Genomic DNA, 15726 nt, shown 5'->3' on the forward strand with positions numbered 1-15726 from the left:
TTGAGATGAGTAATACAACACCAATCAGCCAAGAAAACATCGTCGTAGGTGAAGTTGCAAATGGCTTACCGCTAACAATTCCTGTGTACCGTTTAAAAGGCGATGGCACCGGGCCAAGCGTGTATGTTCAAGCAAATATGCATGGCGCTGAAGTACAAGGCAACGCGGTCATTTATCAATTGCTCGAACAATTAAAGCAACTTAACTTAAAAGGCGATATCACTTTAGTGCCCTACGCCAATCCCATTGGTTGTAATCAAAAGTCAGGGGAGTTTACCCTTGGCCGCTTTGATCCCATTACTGGCACTAACTGGAACCGCATGTATCATTGTAACAGTGAACTGGCGGCTAAGTTTGCAGAGCAATACAGTGATGCCGATGATCAAACATTAAAAGCTGCTTTCAAAGCGGCTCTTATAGACAACGTTGAACAACAGTTATCAGGTCCTGCTTATCGCTTAACTACCGGTAAACGTATTGCACTTAATTTACAAAAGCTCGCACACCAAGCTGATATTGTGCTGGACTTACACACAGGCCCGATTTCTAGCCAGCATTTATACTGCCCTGACTACGCCAAACAAAGCGCTAGCTATTTTAATATTCCTCATGTACTGCTTATTCCAAATGATTTTGATGGCGCAATGGATGAAGCCAGCTTTTGCCCTTGGTGGCAATTAACTGAACAGTTAGCAAAGCAAGGCCGTGAATTTAACGTGCAAGTAGAAGCGTTTACTGTTGAGCTGGGTAGCCAAGAAAAAATCGATTTAAGCGCAGCACTAGATGACGCCAATAGTATTTTAAGCTACTTAAACTATAAGCACGTTTTTGTTGATGCCCCATTCCAACCAAAACAAATGAAACGCTACGGCTGTAACTTAGATGACTACTTTGCTTACTATGCCCCTATGGGCGGTATGGTCGAATATATTGCCCCTCTGGGCGGCCATATTAAAGCTGGTGACCCGATTGCTAAAGTACTGCGAATGGAGTGCTACCTCAGTGAGCAGCCATTACAAACTCTAACACTTGATTGCGATGCAATCGCAATTTTGCACTTTGCCTCAGCAAGTGTGAATCAAGGTACTGAACTCTACAAATTCTTCACTAACGTATTTGAGCTTTAAATTATTTTAGAGCTCACTCCTTCTCATTGCGTGAGAGTAATATAAGCACAAAGTGCTAATATTGCATTGAATAAGCGGCTAAGGCCGCTTTTTCTCTATAAATATGATCAAAGCCAATAAATCTGTCGTACCATTAGGGGTATTCTCTTATTAGTTAAGTAAAAGTTCACAGTTACTAAGCTATAAAACTCTGTATACTTTTTTAACATATACGTTTCTCAAAGGAATAATAATGACTTGGCGCAACGGGATCTTACTAACGACTTTGTTATCAACAAGTGTGTTAGCACAACAAGCTGACACTGAAAAGGCAAATGAGCAAAACAGCGACATTGAATTAGTTAAACAATGTATTTTGAATGAAGCCATTGCCGGCGATGGTGAACAAACGCTAGCTCAGCTACGCGAAAAGTGTTCTGCACTTGATGAAAGCAAACAAATTACAGCACTCGATAAGCGCAAAGCGCGTGAAGAAGTTAGCCAAAAAAACCGTAATGTAATTACTCCACACAAGCGTAATTACATATTGCCTTTATCTTATGTGTCAAATCCTAATGTTCGTCCATTTGATGGTCTAAACGAACTAGTTCAAGAAAGTGATGGTGAACCACTTGATAACCTTGAAGCAAAATACCAATTATCAATTAAAGTTCCTATTTTCAATGATTTTGACGATAAAGATCAAGCAGTCTATTTTGGTTTCACATTACAATCTTTTTGGCAAATTTATAATAAAGATATATCCTCTCCTTTTCGTGAAACCAACTACGAACCAGAGATTTTTTGGGTAAATTACCTCGATCCTGACAATGTTCTTTGGGGTGATGAGATGGCGATTGCAATTGGTTTAGTACACCAATCAAATGGTCGCAGCCAACCAAACTCACGTTCATGGAATCGTATTTATGCCGATTTTATTTGGGAGAATGAAGGTTTTGTATTTAGCTTTAAACCTTGGTACCGCATTCCTGAAGATAAAAAAGAAGATCCAATGGAAGCCAAAGGTGATGATAACCCTGACATTTATAAATACATGGGCTATTTTGAATTTAGTGGTGCTTATCGCTATGAAGAGCATGAGTTTAGTTTTATGACGCGCAATAACTTAAACTCTGATAACCGTGGTGCTATTCAGCTAGATTGGTCTTTCCCATTATGGGGACGATTACGAGGTTACGCACAGTATTTTAACGGATATGGTGAAAGCTTAATTGATTATAATGCAGATATAGAACGTATTGGTGTAGGTATATTACTAACCGACCTGCTCTGACACTTATAATTTTATATAGCAAAAAGCCAAGCACTGCTTGGCTTTTTTAGTCTGAGTTATAACTTATTTTTTTACAACAAATGTACCTTCAAACTCAGCGACTAATGCTTCACCATCATAGATTTCTACAGGCACTTGATAACTCGCTTTACCTTCTGTTTCGAGCTCGCTCAATTTACCTTTGCAACCACTTAAATCGACACTGCCGCGAGGGTCGTTATTAAGTGGTTTTAGGTATTTTATGTTTGCATCCGCAAGCACAATATTGCCTTCAAAACCCGCTTCTCTAAGCGCTAAGTAAGTCGCCCCCCAACCTGTTAACGTCGCTAAACTATAAATAGAACCCGCAAACATGGTGTTATGTAAATTCAAATTAGCATCTAAATCGGCAGTAGTGGTAAATTGCCAATCAGTATAACTTTCAACTTTTATACCCATTGCATCACTAATTGGAATTGATTCACGCCAAATATTTTGTAGCACTTGGGTCCAATTAGGGTGGCGGAACCAACCTGGTTCTGATGGCTTTTGCTTGATCATTTTAAAGTGCTGCACATCATCGTAAGCTAAATGTGCTTTTTCTTTTAGCTCATAGCCATGACGCTGGTAAAATTCTAATGCACGTTCACGAGCAAATAACACAAGTTCATCTGCATCTTGTGTCCATGCTATTTTTTCAAGTTCGTGTAGTAGTCGGCTGCCAATGTGTTGATTACGATTTCCTTCTGCAACCGCCATATAGCGTACTTGCGCTTGTTGTTGGTTATTAAAATGTAAACGCGCGACGCCTAAGACTTCGCCGACCTTGTTTTTAATAAAGCGGTGTTCAGCATCTTGTTCTAAATCATCTTGCTCAGAACCTCTGGGCTGATCCCAAGGTGCGCGCAATACTTGCCAACGTAATTGATAATAAGCTTGCCAATCTTCACTACTTTGCGGGGTAGTTACCTGAAACATACTCTCTCCTGCCGTACAAATACCACGTTACTTTAATGCGCAGTGGTTAAATAAAACAATTTGGTTCTTTATAATTGCAAACTACCATACGCTATCTTTTAAAAACTTGGAATACGACTTTGGTGAGCCTCTGTTTTTACTGTAAAATTTGCACAACAGACTGGCGCTTTATGTTGACTCGTCTAAGCTACTTATATGGAAAATTTAATTGCAGGCTCCGGCGCCGTAAAGCATAGCTTTATTGAAGATTGCCACCGCATCGGACAGCTTATATATTGGCATAAACATGGCTCTGACAGCATTCAAGTACGCCAGCACAAGCAATTTCGCTGGCTACTGATCAATGAGACGTTACAATCTGTGGTTGAAAAAAGCCGCCCGAGCCATCTATTATTTCCACATTTACAGTATTTAGCTTGTTTGTGGCAGCCTTTACCTGCGCCCAAAACAGTACTAGAACTTGGTCTGGGGGCAGGTGCAATCCGTAACTACTTACAGCATGTTTACCCTGATAGCCAACTTATGTCGGTCGAGAAAAACCCTAGTATTATTCATTGTTACAAACGCTTCTTTGGTGGTGATCATGCAACTAACTTACGTTGCTTTGACGCACAAGAAGTATTAGAACAAGGCAAAGAATATAATTGGATCATCCTCGACTTATTTAGTCAGCTAGATGCTCCCGGATTTTTATATAAACACCTATTTTATCAAAAAGTACGTAACGCTCTGTCAACTGACGGTTACTTGTTTATTAATTTTCTATCTGGCCATGAATCCCAACTTAAGCAACTTGAGCACTTATTGATTACAACATTTGGCAAAAGACCCAGCATAGAAAAAATTCCTGGGTATACTAATCACATTGTGATGATTAAAAAATAGTTTATACGTTTAAATTAAAAGTAACAGGCCCGTCATTACATAAACTTACTTGCATATCAGCAGCAAACTGCCCTGTAGCGACCTTTAAGCCTTTTTCTTTGGCTTGATTGACAAAGTATTCGTATAGCTCTTTTGCTTGCTGTGGTGTAGCGGCTGATGAGAAACTTGGGCGCATACCTTTTTTGGTATCGGCAGCAAGCGTAAATTGTGATACGACTAGTAACTCGCCTTTGATATCACGCAAGCTCAAATTCATTTTGTCGTTTTCATCACTAAAAATACGGTAATTACTCACCTTGTGTAATAGTTTTTCCGCGCTTGCAGTATCATCTTGCTTTTCAACACCGAGTAACAATAAAATACCTTGCCCTATTTGCCCTATTACTTGCCCATTAACTTCGACTTTAGCGTGCTTAACCCGTTGTATTAGCCCTTGCATTGATCCCTCGATAATTTGATATACATATGATCGGCAGCTCGCCGTACTGCTGATAAATATACCTGACTATCAACACCATGCCCAATTTCATCCAGCACTAATAACTGCGCATGTAGTTGCTTAGCAAACTTTTGTATCGCGCTAAAGCGGCACACTAAGTCATGTCTACCGTGAATAAACCAAATAGGAATGTGTGCCAATTTCTGGCTATTGTTCAATATAAACTGCTCTTCTATAAAACATTGAGCGCTAAAATAATGCACCATCAGCCGCGCCATATTTAAACCATGTTGCGGACAGTTTAACGTCCAATCGGGACAATCTCGGCTCTGCGATAAAACAGACTCCCACTGACACCATAACTTTGCATAATGGCTCGCTCTAATCTGATCATCAACATTAAGTTGCTGTTGATAGAGCGCGAGTATACTTTTAACGTTAGCTTGCTTTTGTGCAAACTGCTCATACAGCTCAGGGTAAAATTGTGCCCCCGCACCGTCAGCGCCATATATCCATTGCAGATCAGAGTTTGTTGCTAAAAACGTACCTCGTAATAATAAACTAGCCACGTTTCTATGATGTTTTATCGCGTAGAGTAAACAAATAGTCGCGCCCCATGATGCGCCACATAGCGACCATTTTTCAAGTCCTAATGATTGCCTTAAGTACTCTAAGTCAGCAATTAAATAATCAGTATTATTGGTTGTTAATTGATGAGGGGTTGATAAACCGCATCCGCGTTGACTATATAAAATAATACGATAACGATTAGGATCAAAAAAGCGGCAGTTATCACTGTGTAGACCAAGTCCGGGCCCGCCATGGCAAATTACAACAGGCAAACCAGAAGGCTCGCCGTACTCTTGTACATGAAGCTGATGACCTTCACCCACACTTAGATGAAAGTCACTATAGGGGGCAATACTTGGGTACAACTGCATAACACTGACTCCTGCCTATCAGTGGTGCAGCTATTTACTGTTTGAAAATCTCTTCATTATCTAAGATATTATCTGGCATATCTTCAACAACATGAGGGCTTATACATACAGTAAACTCTGCACCTAGTAATACCACTGTCCAAGAAAGGTACACCCAAACAAATAAAATGGGAATTGTTGCCACCGCTCCATAAATTAATTCATAAGATGGAAAGTGACTAATATACAAAGCAAACCCTTTTTTGGTTAGCTCAAACAAAACAGCTGCAAAAATAGCTCCAGGGATTGCCGCCTTAAATGGAACGCGTGTGTTTGGAACTAAAGTATAGAGCAAAATAAAGCCGGCCATTGAAATTATAAAGGGTAAAAGTTTTATCAAAAAGCCACTAAAACCAGGAATGCCTTGATCTGCAAATGAAACTAAAGACACAATATACGAAGATATACCGATACTCGCCCCTAATAAAACGGGACCGAGTGTCAGAATCATCCAATATACAGATAAAGAAATCATCAAAGGACGTTTCTTCTTAATCCGCCAAATACGGTTAAGTGTCGCATCAACATTTTTCATCAATAAAAGCGCTATTGCTGCTAAAAAGCTAACCCCCACCGCAGTCATTTGGTTCGCATTACCAGCAAATGAGCTAATATGCTCTTTAATTACATCGGATGATGTTGGCACAAAGTTGGTAAATAAAAAGTTTTCAATCGCAATTCGCGTTTCTTCAAAACCAGGAAAAGCGGAAAAAATAGCAACCGCTACGGCGATTAATGGCACCAATGAAAGTAACGTAACATAAGCTAAATAACCAGCGTTAACAGTGATTTGATCATCAATACAACGATTAAAATATTGCATCCACCAGCTTGGTTGTTGGCGTAAAAATGAGTCAGCCTGTTGCTTAAAATATGCTACCTTTTCATTCATGGTTTTAACTTTCTGCTAAAATTGTTTTGATTATCATAGCAATCCACCACATAATTTAAAAACTAAACGGGAAGAAAAAGGGATCTCAATGAAAAAAATTACTGCACTAAGCGCACCATTGCTCGCACTCACAATGGCGCTATCTGGCTGCCAATCGGCCTACTATTCTGCCATGGAATCCGTTGGCGTTCATAAACGCGATATTTTGGTGGACCGTGTTGAAGAAACAAAAGAATCACAAGAAGAGTCTCAAGAAGAATTTCAATCGGCTTTAGATCGCTTATCTACACTCATTAACTTTGATGGCGGTGATCTAAAAGAGGCGTACGACCAACTTAATAGTGATTACGAGTCAAGCCTTTCAGCTGCCAATGACGTAACTACTAATATAAACAAAGTTGAAGACGTTGCTGAAGCCCTTTTTGAAGAGTGGGCAGATGAGCTGGAACAGTATTCTAATCCCTCTTTAAAGCGTGAAAGTAATAAAAAGTTAACCTCAACCAAACGTGATTTTGACAAATTACTACGTTCAATGCGTAACGCAGAAAGTAAAATGGAGCCGGTATTATCATCACTACGAGATAATGTTTTATACTTAAAACATAATCTTAATGCCCAAGCTGTAACCGCAATACAGGGTGAATTTACTAACCTTAAGCGAGATATTAAAGTGTTGATGGATGACATGAATAAGTCTATCGCTGATTCTAATAAGTTCATTGAGCAAATGAATAAAGCAGGATAAGTTGGCGAGTTGGCGAGTTGGCGAGTTGGCGAGTTGGCGAGAAAATCATACATTAAGCCTGCATTTTGCAGGCTTTTTATTGTTATTTTTTGTTACTTTTTAAATATTTATTAAGCACTTCTTTTTGGTACACTTTTATCAAAATAAAATTAAAAAGTTACAATAATGAAGTTAAACATCCTTAGTCTAATCACCCTAACTGGCTTTTTAACAGCGTGCGCGGCCGCTAATCATGTGCAGATCATTGCTGGCCCAGATACAGTTGTACCACTTCATAAAGATGGTGAACGGGCTGGTCGCTATCATAACCTTTACCCTGGCAAAAAGACTTACCCTGTTAGTTGTGAAAGTGACTGCTACCCCAGCAATACCAACTTACAATGTGAAGAAGAAAATGAAAATTGCCAGTATCTTGCTGAACAAATAAAACCACAATCAAATACTGGTTTCGTTGTTCGCTGGCTTGGTCACGCAGGATTTATGGTTAAAACGCCAAACGGACAACAAGTGGTGTTCGATCCAGTCAAAGAGCAATTCGACTCCCCCGTTGATTTAGCCTTTAGACTGGCCTCTGGGTTTTATCGTCAACCTGGTGACTGGCTTACAAAAAGCGAACTAAAGAACTTAGATGCAGTGATGTATTCGCACATTCATTATGACCATTTTAATAAAGCAGATATTGAAGAAATAGGTAATAAGCCTCGCTACTTAACCCCACTGGGAATGGCTGATAACTTTCCAACAGGTGGCTTTTATATAAGCGAAATGGCTTGGTATGCCAAAACCACTATTGATGATTTAACCATTCATGCACTGCCTGCTCATCACTTTAGTAGCCGTGTTTTAGTGCCTTTTATTTATGAAGATCACGATAAAGACTTATGGAATGGCTGGCTGCTTGAGCAAAATGGTAAGACACTATTTTTTGCCGGAGATACCGGCTACTCGCAGCATTTTAGCGATATTGGGCAGAAATATGGCGAAATTGATATTTGTTTAATGCCAATTGCCTCGTATTATCATGAAGAAGATGGTGATTGGTATAGATATGTTCATACCACACCAGAAGATGCGCTTACAGCTGCGCAAGATCTCAACTGCAAAGTGATGATCCCATGGGGTTATGGTAATTCAAGTTGGAAAATGGGCGACCACAGTAGTCATTCGGCATTACTTCGCTTATTGCATATGTACGATGAAATGGAGTCAACCATTCCTCTGTATATCTTAAATGAAGGAGAAAGTGTCGCTTTATAAAGCGGCACTTGGGTACTCATGCAATTGCTCCTGCGCTTTACATTCATCATCACCAAGCGAGCGACTTATTGGCCCAAGTAACATTTGCAAGACACCGTTAATCACGTTCATTTCTTGGTTTGTGTCAGAACTATCGAGTGAACTATTTTGCACTTGCCGTTGTTGACTTTGCGCGTTACCAACAACAAAATCACAACCTGATTCCATCACTTGTGAAGAAGTGCAACCTGATAACAACACAGCCATAACTAAAAGTAATGCTTTAGCCAAAATAACTCCTTGAATATGTATTAATGTAAACAACGCAGTTACTTTACCTGTTTTTAACACTCAAGAATGTAAAAATTTGTTTTCCCACCTAAACGTTGCTGCACCTGTTATTTAGCATCTGTACCTCTCTACCTATTGTTTTCAAATAATGTTTCAGACAGTATTAATAAAAATGAATATTTGAGAGTTACATGAAAATACACGCACTAACCTTAAGCATTTTAATGAGCAATGCCGCCTTGGCTATCGATGTAGAGCATACAACAACACCTATAGTTATTGATGGTGTTGCTGAAAGCGCATGGGACAAAACAACATGGCAGCCTATGCCATACCTTATGGATGGATCCTTGCCTAATTCAGATAAAGACTTTAAAGGCCGCTACAAATTACTTTGGGATGAAAACACCCTTTATTTACAGGCCGATATTACTGATGATGTGCTGATTGATACGCACCCAGATCCAACGGAAAAATACTGGGATGACGACGCACTCGAAATCTTTATTGACAGTGATGCATCAGGTGGTAACCATCAATTTAATCATACTGCATTTGCTTACCATATAGGCCTTGATAACCAAGCTGCCGATTTTGGGCCTGATAAAAAACCCCATTTATACACAGAGCACTTAGTAAGTAACTGGAAACGAAATACCGTAGCGCCTTATAACATTACTTGGGAAGTGGCGATCAAACTCTATCCAAACAACTATAAAGAAGACGGGCAAAATACACCTATTAAATTAACGGCAAAACAAGTTATCGGGTTCATGCTCGCCTACTGTGATAACGATGGCAGCAAAGTGCGCGAACACTTTATGGGCTCACACGAAGTCCAACCTGTAAACGGCGATAGAAACCGTGGATTTATAGACGCAGATGTATTTGGCAAAATTACTTTGCTACCAAAGGAATGAAAAAGTTGGCGAGTAAGCTAGAGTAAAGTTAGCGAGTTAAAAAAGGTTGGGTTGAGTGCTGCGAAACCCAACAAAAAAACTACAAACGCTTGCTTTCCAATTTAATACTTGTGTAAGTAGCAAACCTTAGACTGCTGGAAAAGCTCAAAGCACGAGGTAGATTAAAAATAATGTTAAAACCCACAGCGAATAAATGTATGGTGCAAAGCTATCAATACTGCACAACTTTCAGAAAACTAATGTTTCTTCTAATTGAAGATAGCTTTTAAGATAGGATGCAAAAAATCAACAACCGAATATATTGACTTAAGCTAAAGTTTAACATTTAAATTAAACATTTTTTAATTTGCTTGCCGGGTTCCATTAAAGTAACCCACTACTAACTCTCCATCAGACCCTGGAGAATTAAAGTACATGGTAACCTGTTCTGACGTAATAGTTCCCTTTACACCTGACGCTTCACCTAAACCAAATATCCTATTCCCAGTAACTTGACAAGAGAAATCTCCTTCACTTGACTGTATTTCGCATGAGTCATCATCGAGAGTAATCGTTCCTGTTACTTCATAAACCTCTTCACCTGAACCATCAAGTTGTGATACAGCTTCCTTACCTGTGTAAGAATAGACACCGGCACTGACATCTTCAATTGGACAGCTAACATTACTATTACCATCAAAGTAAACTGATACATATTCTTTGGTGCCATCACCTGCATCATATAAACTTGGCATAGCCACAAGCGTAACGTTATTGTTAGCTAAAGTACCTGTTAGTACTTGCGAGTCACCATCAATGGTAATATTTACCTTAGAGCCATTAATGCTACAATCACCTGACCAACCTTCTCCCGAACTTAGCGAGCAGATCCCTGCTTTACTCAGAGTGAATGTAGCTCCTGTAATTGAATAATTATCGCCAGCAACTCCTGTATCATTTGGTATAATTGTTTCATGAGATGTTAAATTAAAAACTCTATCTAAATCACATTTGCTTGCTAATGCTAATTGATTATCTAAATGTTGTTTCGCTTCCTCAGCATCAACTAGAGGACTTGTTTCGAAATCTGGGTTAGCACTTTGCACAAATGCCAATATGTCATTATTATTTGCAAACTCATCAGTCGGTACATCAAAGTTTATGACAAGCCCATTACTGGCTATCTCACCTGAACGTAATTCAATACCATTATCAGCAACACGGTCAATATCAAGTGACTGCAACAGGCTTGCCAAATTAATAACACGCCTATCAGAAGTATCTTGGGCAGAAAAAACATCTAAAGGTGAAAGTATCGCTCCTTCAGCTAATTGAGCCACACTGAACTGTGTAGACCCCATGACAAAGGTAACCGTTTCGTCCTGCATGTATTTAAAGCTACCGTCTTCAAGCGTTTCTCCAGAAAAAGTATCAGTAAAATAACTTAAGCCCTGCACTGGGCTATCAATAAATACTCCAAGCTGCTCTTTTGGTAAGTCCATACACGTGACAACGATATCCGAAACATCACCGGAAACAGTACCAGAGCCATTAGATACTGTGCAATTTTGCCCATTTGGTTGCATTTGAACCTCAACAGAGTAAACGGTGCCCGATTCAAATTCATCAATAGTAAAACTAACATCGGCAACACCATTGCCAATATAATTACCACTAGTCCAACTTTGCCCAGCCTTATTTAAAATCAACTGAATTTCACCATTAAGCCCTTGGATATTGCCAGAGATACTATATTTGCTATCTTCGTCTTCTGAATCATCAGAGCTTCCACATCCAGATAAAACCAGTGCCAAAAATAAACTTGGTAGGGGGATTTTATTATTTACACCCATATTAAAACTCCATTCTTAATTATAAATAATACAAGATACAACCTACTTTCCTGTCGCTGTAACCTCTCTATTTGGAGGCTTCCACATAAGCGTGGGTAGTCCAAATATTAGATCCAACCTGAATATTAGCCTAACTTGAAAGTTTTGCAGAATTTTAAATAATTACAGAGAAGTTATTGAAGCTATCACCGCGTAGGCTAGGTTGAGCGCAGCGAAACCCAACGAATCCCCCCCCCTAACAACAAGCGCTACAATCATGCATTGTTGCAGGCTTATATAGTCTACCGACTTTCAGCTGACAACTTAAAACTGACAGCTCTTTTGTTTTCACCCACTAAAAAGCCGCTGTATCTTTCAATACAGCGGCTTTTAAAATCATTATTCTAAATTAATAGATTATGATTTAGGAGCACGACCTGCACGTTTACGCTCACTTTCAGTTAAGTGACGCTTACGAATACGAATGTTCTCAGGTGTAACTTCTACTAGCTCATCATCATCGATAAACTCAAGCGCTTGCTCAAGTGTATAATCTAGAGGTGGTACAAGAGATTGTGCTTCATCTGTACCAGATGCACGAACGTTAGTAAGCTGCTTACCTTTAAGTGCGTTAACTGTAAGGTCGTTATCGCGGCTGTGAATACCGATAACCATACCTTCATATACTTCAACACCGTGACCGATGAATAAACGGCCACGTTCTTGCAAGTTAAATAATGCGTTAGTCAATGCTTTACCTGTTGCATTTGCAATCATTACGCCGTTCTTACGAACACCTAGCTCGCCACCTTTGTGCGGACCGTAGTGATCGAACGTATGATAAAGTAAGCCAGAACCTGAAGTTAATGTCATGAATTCAGTTTGGAAACCGATTAAGCCACGGCTTGGGATCATAAAGTCCATACGCATACGGCCTTTACCATCTGGTGCCATGTCAGTAAGTTCACCTTTACGAAGACCAATTTGCTCCATGATAGAACCTTGGTGCTCTTCTTCACAGTCAATAGTTAGTGTTTCATATGGTTCTTCTAACACGCCATCAACAGTGCGTAAGATTACTTCTGGACGAGATACAGCAAGCTCGTAACCTTCACGACGCATGTTCTCGATTAAGATACCTAGGTGTAATTCACCACGACCAGAAACACGGAAGCTATCTGGGTTATCAGTATCGGCAACACGAAGTGCAACGTTGTGTACTAATTCTTTGTCTAAACGCTCACGGATATTACGTGATGTAACAAACTTACCTTCTTTACCACAGAACGGAGAGTTATTTACAGAGAACGTCATTGTTACTGTTGGCTCATCAACACTTAGTGGTGGTAATGCTTCAACGTTGTTAGGACAACAAAGCGTATCTGAAATCTTAAGCTCACCAAGACCAGTTACTGTTACTATGTTACCAGCGAAAGCTTTATCAGTTTCGATACGCTCAAGGCCTAGGTAACTTTGTACTGAACCAATTTTCCCGTTACGAGTCGTACCATCTGCACTGATAACCGTAACTTGTTGGTTAGGTGCAACAGAACCACGTTTAATACGACCAATACCAATTACACCTTTATAAGAGTTGTAATCAAGCTGTGAGATCTGCATTTGGAAGTCACCTTCAGGATCTGCATCCGGTGGTGATACTTCGTCAACGATCATCTTGAACATAGCATCCATATTATCAGACGGTTCATCTAAATCTAATGTAGCCCAACCATTGATTGCTGATGCGTAGATTACTTTAAAATCTAACTGTTCATCAGTTGCGCCTAGGTTGTCGAATAAATCAAAGATTTGATCCATAACCCAATCAGGACGTGAACCTGGTTTATCAATTTTATTGATAACAACGATTGGTTTTAAGCCTTGCGCGAATGCTTTTTGCGTAACAAAACGCGTTTGTGGCATTGGGCCTTCTTGAGCGTCAACAATAAGTAGAACTGAGTCAGCCATCGAAAGTACGCGCTCCACTTCACCACCGAAATCGGCGTGCCCTGGAGTATCTACGATATTAATGTGGTAATCATTCCATGAAATAGCGGTATTTTTCGCTAAAATAGTAATGCCACGCTCTCTTTCGATATCGTTTGAATCCATCACGCGCTCTTCATTACCGCCGCGTGTTTCTAATGTGCCTGAAAACTCAAGCAGTTTGTCAACTAGGGTGGTTTTACCATGGTCAACGTGGGCGATAATTGCTATATTTCTTAACTTTTCGATACTCATATGTTCACTCAGAGAAATTGAATCTCATTGATCCTGCAGGGGCTATACGTTCTCACCTGCGCTTTCACGAGATGTCCCAGCATAGGATTTAAAAGGGCGCATATTATCCCCTATAAATGGAATGGATGAAAGTTTATCCAAAATAAAATTTCAAACTTTCTCAATAAAATAATTAACCCTTTGTTTTAAAATAATTAATTTTTAGGGTTAATTTTTATAAATTTATCTAAAATGGTGGTTTTGAGTTAATTTAAAGCGACTTTACTGCGTATTTTGCATTTTCTTTGTGTTAGTCTAAGGTGATTAATTTGCAAGCAATTATTACTCTGTAAATGTTGCACCTTTTTGGAGTTACTATGCACCAAAACAGTGCTAAATATATATCAACTTTACATCGACTATATATTTTCACATAAAAAACAATAGATTATAAACATGGCACAGAATCAGCTTACTAAAGAACAAAAGCAATTATGCAGCAATAATAAAACCCAACAGTTGGAGGACACATGTCACAATCGGTTTTAGATTTTATTAAAGAAAATGACGTTAAGTTCATTGATTTACGCTTTACTGATACAAAAGGTAAAGAGCAACATGTTTCTATTCCTCATCACCAAGTTGATGAAGACTTTTTTGAAGACGGTAAGATGTTCGACGGCTCTTCAATCGCGGGCTGGAAAGGCATTAACGAATCAGACATGGTATTAATGCCTGTTCCTGAGTCAGTTAAGCTTGACCCTTTCACAGAAGAAGCAACACTAATCGTACGTTGTGACGTGGTAGAGCCTTCTACACTTCAAGGTTATGAGCGCGACCCACGCTCTGTTGCTAAGCGCGCTGAAGAATACATGCGCTCTACTGGTATTGCAGATACTGTTTTATTTGGCCCAGAGCCAGAGTTCTTTGTATTTGATGATGTTAAATACAAAACAGATATGTCTGGTTCTATGTACAAAATTGATTCTAAGCAAGCAGCTTGGAACTCAGATAAGGATTACGAAGGCGGTAATACTGGCCACCGTCCTGGCGTTAAAGGTGGTTATTTTCCAGTTGCCCCAGTTGATGACTTTCAAGATTGGCGCTCAGCGACGTGTTTGGTTCTTGAAGAACTAGGTCAAGTTGTTGAAGCACATCATCACGAAGTTGCAACAGCAGGTCAAAACGAAATCGCTACTCGCTTTAATACTATGGTAATAAAGGCAGATGAGATCCAAGAAATGAAATATGTTATCCATAACATGGCTCATTTATACGGTAAAACAGCAACATTTATGCCTAAACCAGTAGTCGGTGATAACGGTTCTGGTATGCACTGTCACCAGTCTTTAGCTAAAGACGGTGTTAACTTATTCGCAGGCGACAAGTACGGCGGTCTTTCTGAAGATGCACTTTACTACATCGGTGGTATCATCAAACATGCTAAAGCAATCAATGCATTTGCTAATGCATCAACTAACTCGTACAAGCGTTTAATTCCAGGTTTTGAAGCGCCAGTAATGCTAGCCTACTCAGCACGTAACCGTTCTGCTTCAATCCGCATTCCAGTAGTACCATCTGAAAAAGGTCGTCGTATTGAAGTACGCTTCCCAGATCCAACTGCCAACCCTTATCTTGCATTTGCATCAATGCTTATGGCTGGTCTTGACGGTATCAAAAACAAGATCCACCCTGGCGATGCAATGGATAAAGATTTATACGATTTACCAGCAGAAGAAGCAGCTGAAATTCCAACAGTTGCAGCGTCACTAGACGAAGCACTAGCAGCACTAAGTGCTGACCGTGAGTTCTTAACTCAAGGTGGTGTATTCACTGACGACCTAATCGATGCTTATATCTCGCTTAAGTCTCAAGAAGTTGAAAAGCTTAACATGACAACTCACCCTGTTGAGTTTGAAATGTACTACAGCGTTTAATAGGTTGTAGCTA

The 15726-nt window shown here is 39.6% G+C and carries 14 protein-coding genes; 7 read left to right on the forward strand and 7 right to left on the reverse strand.

Annotation, left to right across the window (positions count from 1 at the left end; genetic code table 11):
- Positions 1-5 precede the first annotated feature (5 nt).
- Together QMA12_RS18560 and QMA12_RS18565 are read left to right on the forward strand one after the other, a co-directional pair.
- Entirely contained in the window at positions 6-1127 is a 1122-nt protein-coding gene (locus QMA12_RS18560; protein ID WP_290211011.1) for a succinylglutamate desuccinylase/aspartoacylase family protein, read from the forward strand.
- A gap of 232 nt (positions 1128-1359) precedes the next feature.
- On the forward strand, positions 1360-2400 hold the full coding sequence (locus QMA12_RS18565; RefSeq protein WP_087532754.1) for a phospholipase A: 1041 nt from the start codon (positions 1360-1362) through the stop codon (positions 2398-2400).
- A gap of 63 nt (positions 2401-2463) precedes the next feature.
- Here the strand turns inward: QMA12_RS18565 and QMA12_RS18570 are convergent, their stop codons facing one another.
- Positions 2464-3357 carry a bifunctional GNAT family N-acetyltransferase/hotdog fold thioesterase gene (locus QMA12_RS18570; RefSeq protein ID WP_087532755.1) on the reverse strand — a complete coding sequence of 298 codons (894 nt, stop codon included), beginning with the start codon at positions 3355-3357 and terminating at the stop codon, positions 2464-2466.
- Between the two features lie 195 nt (positions 3358-3552).
- Here QMA12_RS18570 and QMA12_RS18575 point away from each other — a divergent pair, with 195 nt between their 5' ends.
- Complete coding sequence (locus QMA12_RS18575; protein ID WP_290211013.1) at positions 3553-4242, forward strand: SAM-dependent methyltransferase; 690 nt, start codon at positions 3553-3555, stop codon at positions 4240-4242.
- Position 4243: 1 nt separating this feature from the next.
- On the opposite strand, the gene dtd is transcribed toward QMA12_RS18575, so the two are convergent.
- From dtd to QMA12_RS18590, 3 genes are read right to left on the reverse strand one after another with little or no spacing between them, the layout of a single operon-like run.
- Entirely contained in the window at positions 4244-4681 is a 438-nt protein-coding gene (gene dtd / locus QMA12_RS18580) for a D-aminoacyl-tRNA deacylase (protein WP_290211014.1), read from the reverse strand.
- Positions 4669-5622 carry an alpha/beta fold hydrolase gene (locus tag QMA12_RS18585; protein ID WP_290211015.1) on the reverse strand — a complete coding sequence of 318 codons (954 nt, stop codon included), beginning with the start codon at positions 5620-5622 and terminating at the stop codon, positions 4669-4671. Before QMA12_RS18585 ends, dtd begins: the two co-directional genes overlap by 13 nt.
- A gap of 34 nt (positions 5623-5656) precedes the next feature.
- Positions 5657-6553 carry a virulence factor BrkB family protein gene (locus QMA12_RS18590; protein WP_290211016.1) on the reverse strand — a complete coding sequence of 299 codons (897 nt, stop codon included), beginning with the start codon at positions 6551-6553 and terminating at the stop codon, positions 5657-5659.
- Positions 6554-6641: 88 nt separating this feature from the next.
- Between QMA12_RS18590 and QMA12_RS18595 the strand changes: the two genes are divergently transcribed.
- Together QMA12_RS18595 and QMA12_RS18600 are read left to right on the forward strand one after the other, a co-directional pair.
- Positions 6642-7298 carry a DUF2959 domain-containing protein gene (locus tag QMA12_RS18595; protein ID WP_290211017.1) on the forward strand — a complete coding sequence of 219 codons (657 nt, stop codon included), beginning with the start codon at positions 6642-6644 and terminating at the stop codon, positions 7296-7298.
- Between the two features lie 165 nt (positions 7299-7463).
- Positions 7464-8555, forward strand: a complete 1092-nt coding sequence (locus tag QMA12_RS18600) for an MBL fold metallo-hydrolase (protein ID WP_290211018.1) — start codon at positions 7464-7466, stop codon at positions 8553-8555.
- Here QMA12_RS18600 and QMA12_RS18605 read toward each other — a convergent pair.
- A complete protein-coding gene (locus QMA12_RS18605; protein ID WP_290211019.1) occupies positions 8550-8825 on the reverse strand; it encodes a hypothetical protein in 276 nt (91 codons plus the stop codon). The two genes, QMA12_RS18600 and QMA12_RS18605, sit on opposite strands and share 6 nt — an antisense overlap.
- 191 nt (positions 8826-9016) lie before the next feature.
- Between QMA12_RS18605 and QMA12_RS18610 the strand changes: the two genes are divergently transcribed.
- Positions 9017-9745 (forward strand): CBM9 family sugar-binding protein, encoded by a 729-nt coding sequence (locus tag QMA12_RS18610; protein ID WP_290211020.1) that lies wholly within the window; start codon positions 9017-9019, stop codon positions 9743-9745.
- A gap of 341 nt (positions 9746-10086) precedes the next feature.
- Here the strand turns inward: QMA12_RS18610 and QMA12_RS18615 are convergent, their stop codons facing one another.
- Together QMA12_RS18615 and typA are read right to left on the reverse strand one after the other, a co-directional pair.
- Positions 10087-11577, reverse strand: a complete 1491-nt coding sequence (locus QMA12_RS18615) for a hypothetical protein (RefSeq protein ID WP_290211021.1) — start codon at positions 11575-11577, stop codon at positions 10087-10089.
- A 396-nt stretch (positions 11578-11973) separates the two neighbouring features.
- Positions 11974-13797 (reverse strand): translational GTPase TypA, encoded by a 1824-nt coding sequence (gene typA / locus QMA12_RS18620; RefSeq protein ID WP_290211022.1) that lies wholly within the window; start codon positions 13795-13797, stop codon positions 11974-11976.
- 509 nt (positions 13798-14306) lie between these two features.
- On the opposite strand from typA, the gene glnA reads away from it, so the two are divergent.
- Positions 14307-15713, forward strand: a complete 1407-nt coding sequence (glnA, locus tag QMA12_RS18625; RefSeq protein ID WP_290211023.1) for a glutamate--ammonia ligase — start codon at positions 14307-14309, stop codon at positions 15711-15713.
- Positions 15714-15726 lie beyond the last annotated feature (13 nt).

Source organism: Pseudoalteromonas sp. APC 3893 (genome assembly GCF_030408095.1).
Lineage (GTDB): Bacteria > Pseudomonadota > Gammaproteobacteria > Enterobacterales > Alteromonadaceae > Pseudoalteromonas.

Coding starts and splice junctions, on each gene's coding strand:
- QMA12_RS18560 (WP_290211011.1), top strand. CDS start 6: ATGAGTAATACAACACCAATCAGCCAAGAAAACATCGTCGTAGGTGAA.
- QMA12_RS18565 (WP_087532754.1), top strand. CDS start 1,360: ATGACTTGGCGCAACGGGATCTTACTAACGACTTTGTTATCAACAAGT.
- QMA12_RS18570 (WP_087532755.1), bottom strand. CDS start 3,357: ATGTTTCAGGTAACTACCCCGCAAAGTAGTGAAGATTGGCAAGCTTAT.
- QMA12_RS18575 (WP_290211013.1), top strand. CDS start 3,553: ATGGAAAATTTAATTGCAGGCTCCGGCGCCGTAAAGCATAGCTTTATT.
- dtd (WP_290211014.1), bottom strand. CDS start 4,681: ATGCAAGGGCTAATACAACGGGTTAAGCACGCTAAAGTCGAAGTTAAT.
- QMA12_RS18585 (WP_290211015.1), bottom strand. CDS start 5,622: ATGCAGTTGTACCCAAGTATTGCCCCCTATAGTGACTTTCATCTAAGT.
- QMA12_RS18590 (WP_290211016.1), bottom strand. CDS start 6,553: ATGAATGAAAAGGTAGCATATTTTAAGCAACAGGCTGACTCATTTTTA.
- QMA12_RS18595 (WP_290211017.1), top strand. CDS start 6,642: ATGAAAAAAATTACTGCACTAAGCGCACCATTGCTCGCACTCACAATG.
- QMA12_RS18600 (WP_290211018.1), top strand. CDS start 7,464: ATGAAGTTAAACATCCTTAGTCTAATCACCCTAACTGGCTTTTTAACA.
- QMA12_RS18610 (WP_290211020.1), top strand. CDS start 9,017: ATGAAAATACACGCACTAACCTTAAGCATTTTAATGAGCAATGCCGCC.
- QMA12_RS18615 (WP_290211021.1), bottom strand. CDS start 11,577: ATGGGTGTAAATAATAAAATCCCCCTACCAAGTTTATTTTTGGCACTG.
- typA (WP_290211022.1), bottom strand. CDS start 13,797: ATGAGTATCGAAAAGTTAAGAAATATAGCAATTATCGCCCACGTTGAC.
- glnA (WP_290211023.1), top strand. CDS start 14,307: ATGTCACAATCGGTTTTAGATTTTATTAAAGAAAATGACGTTAAGTTC.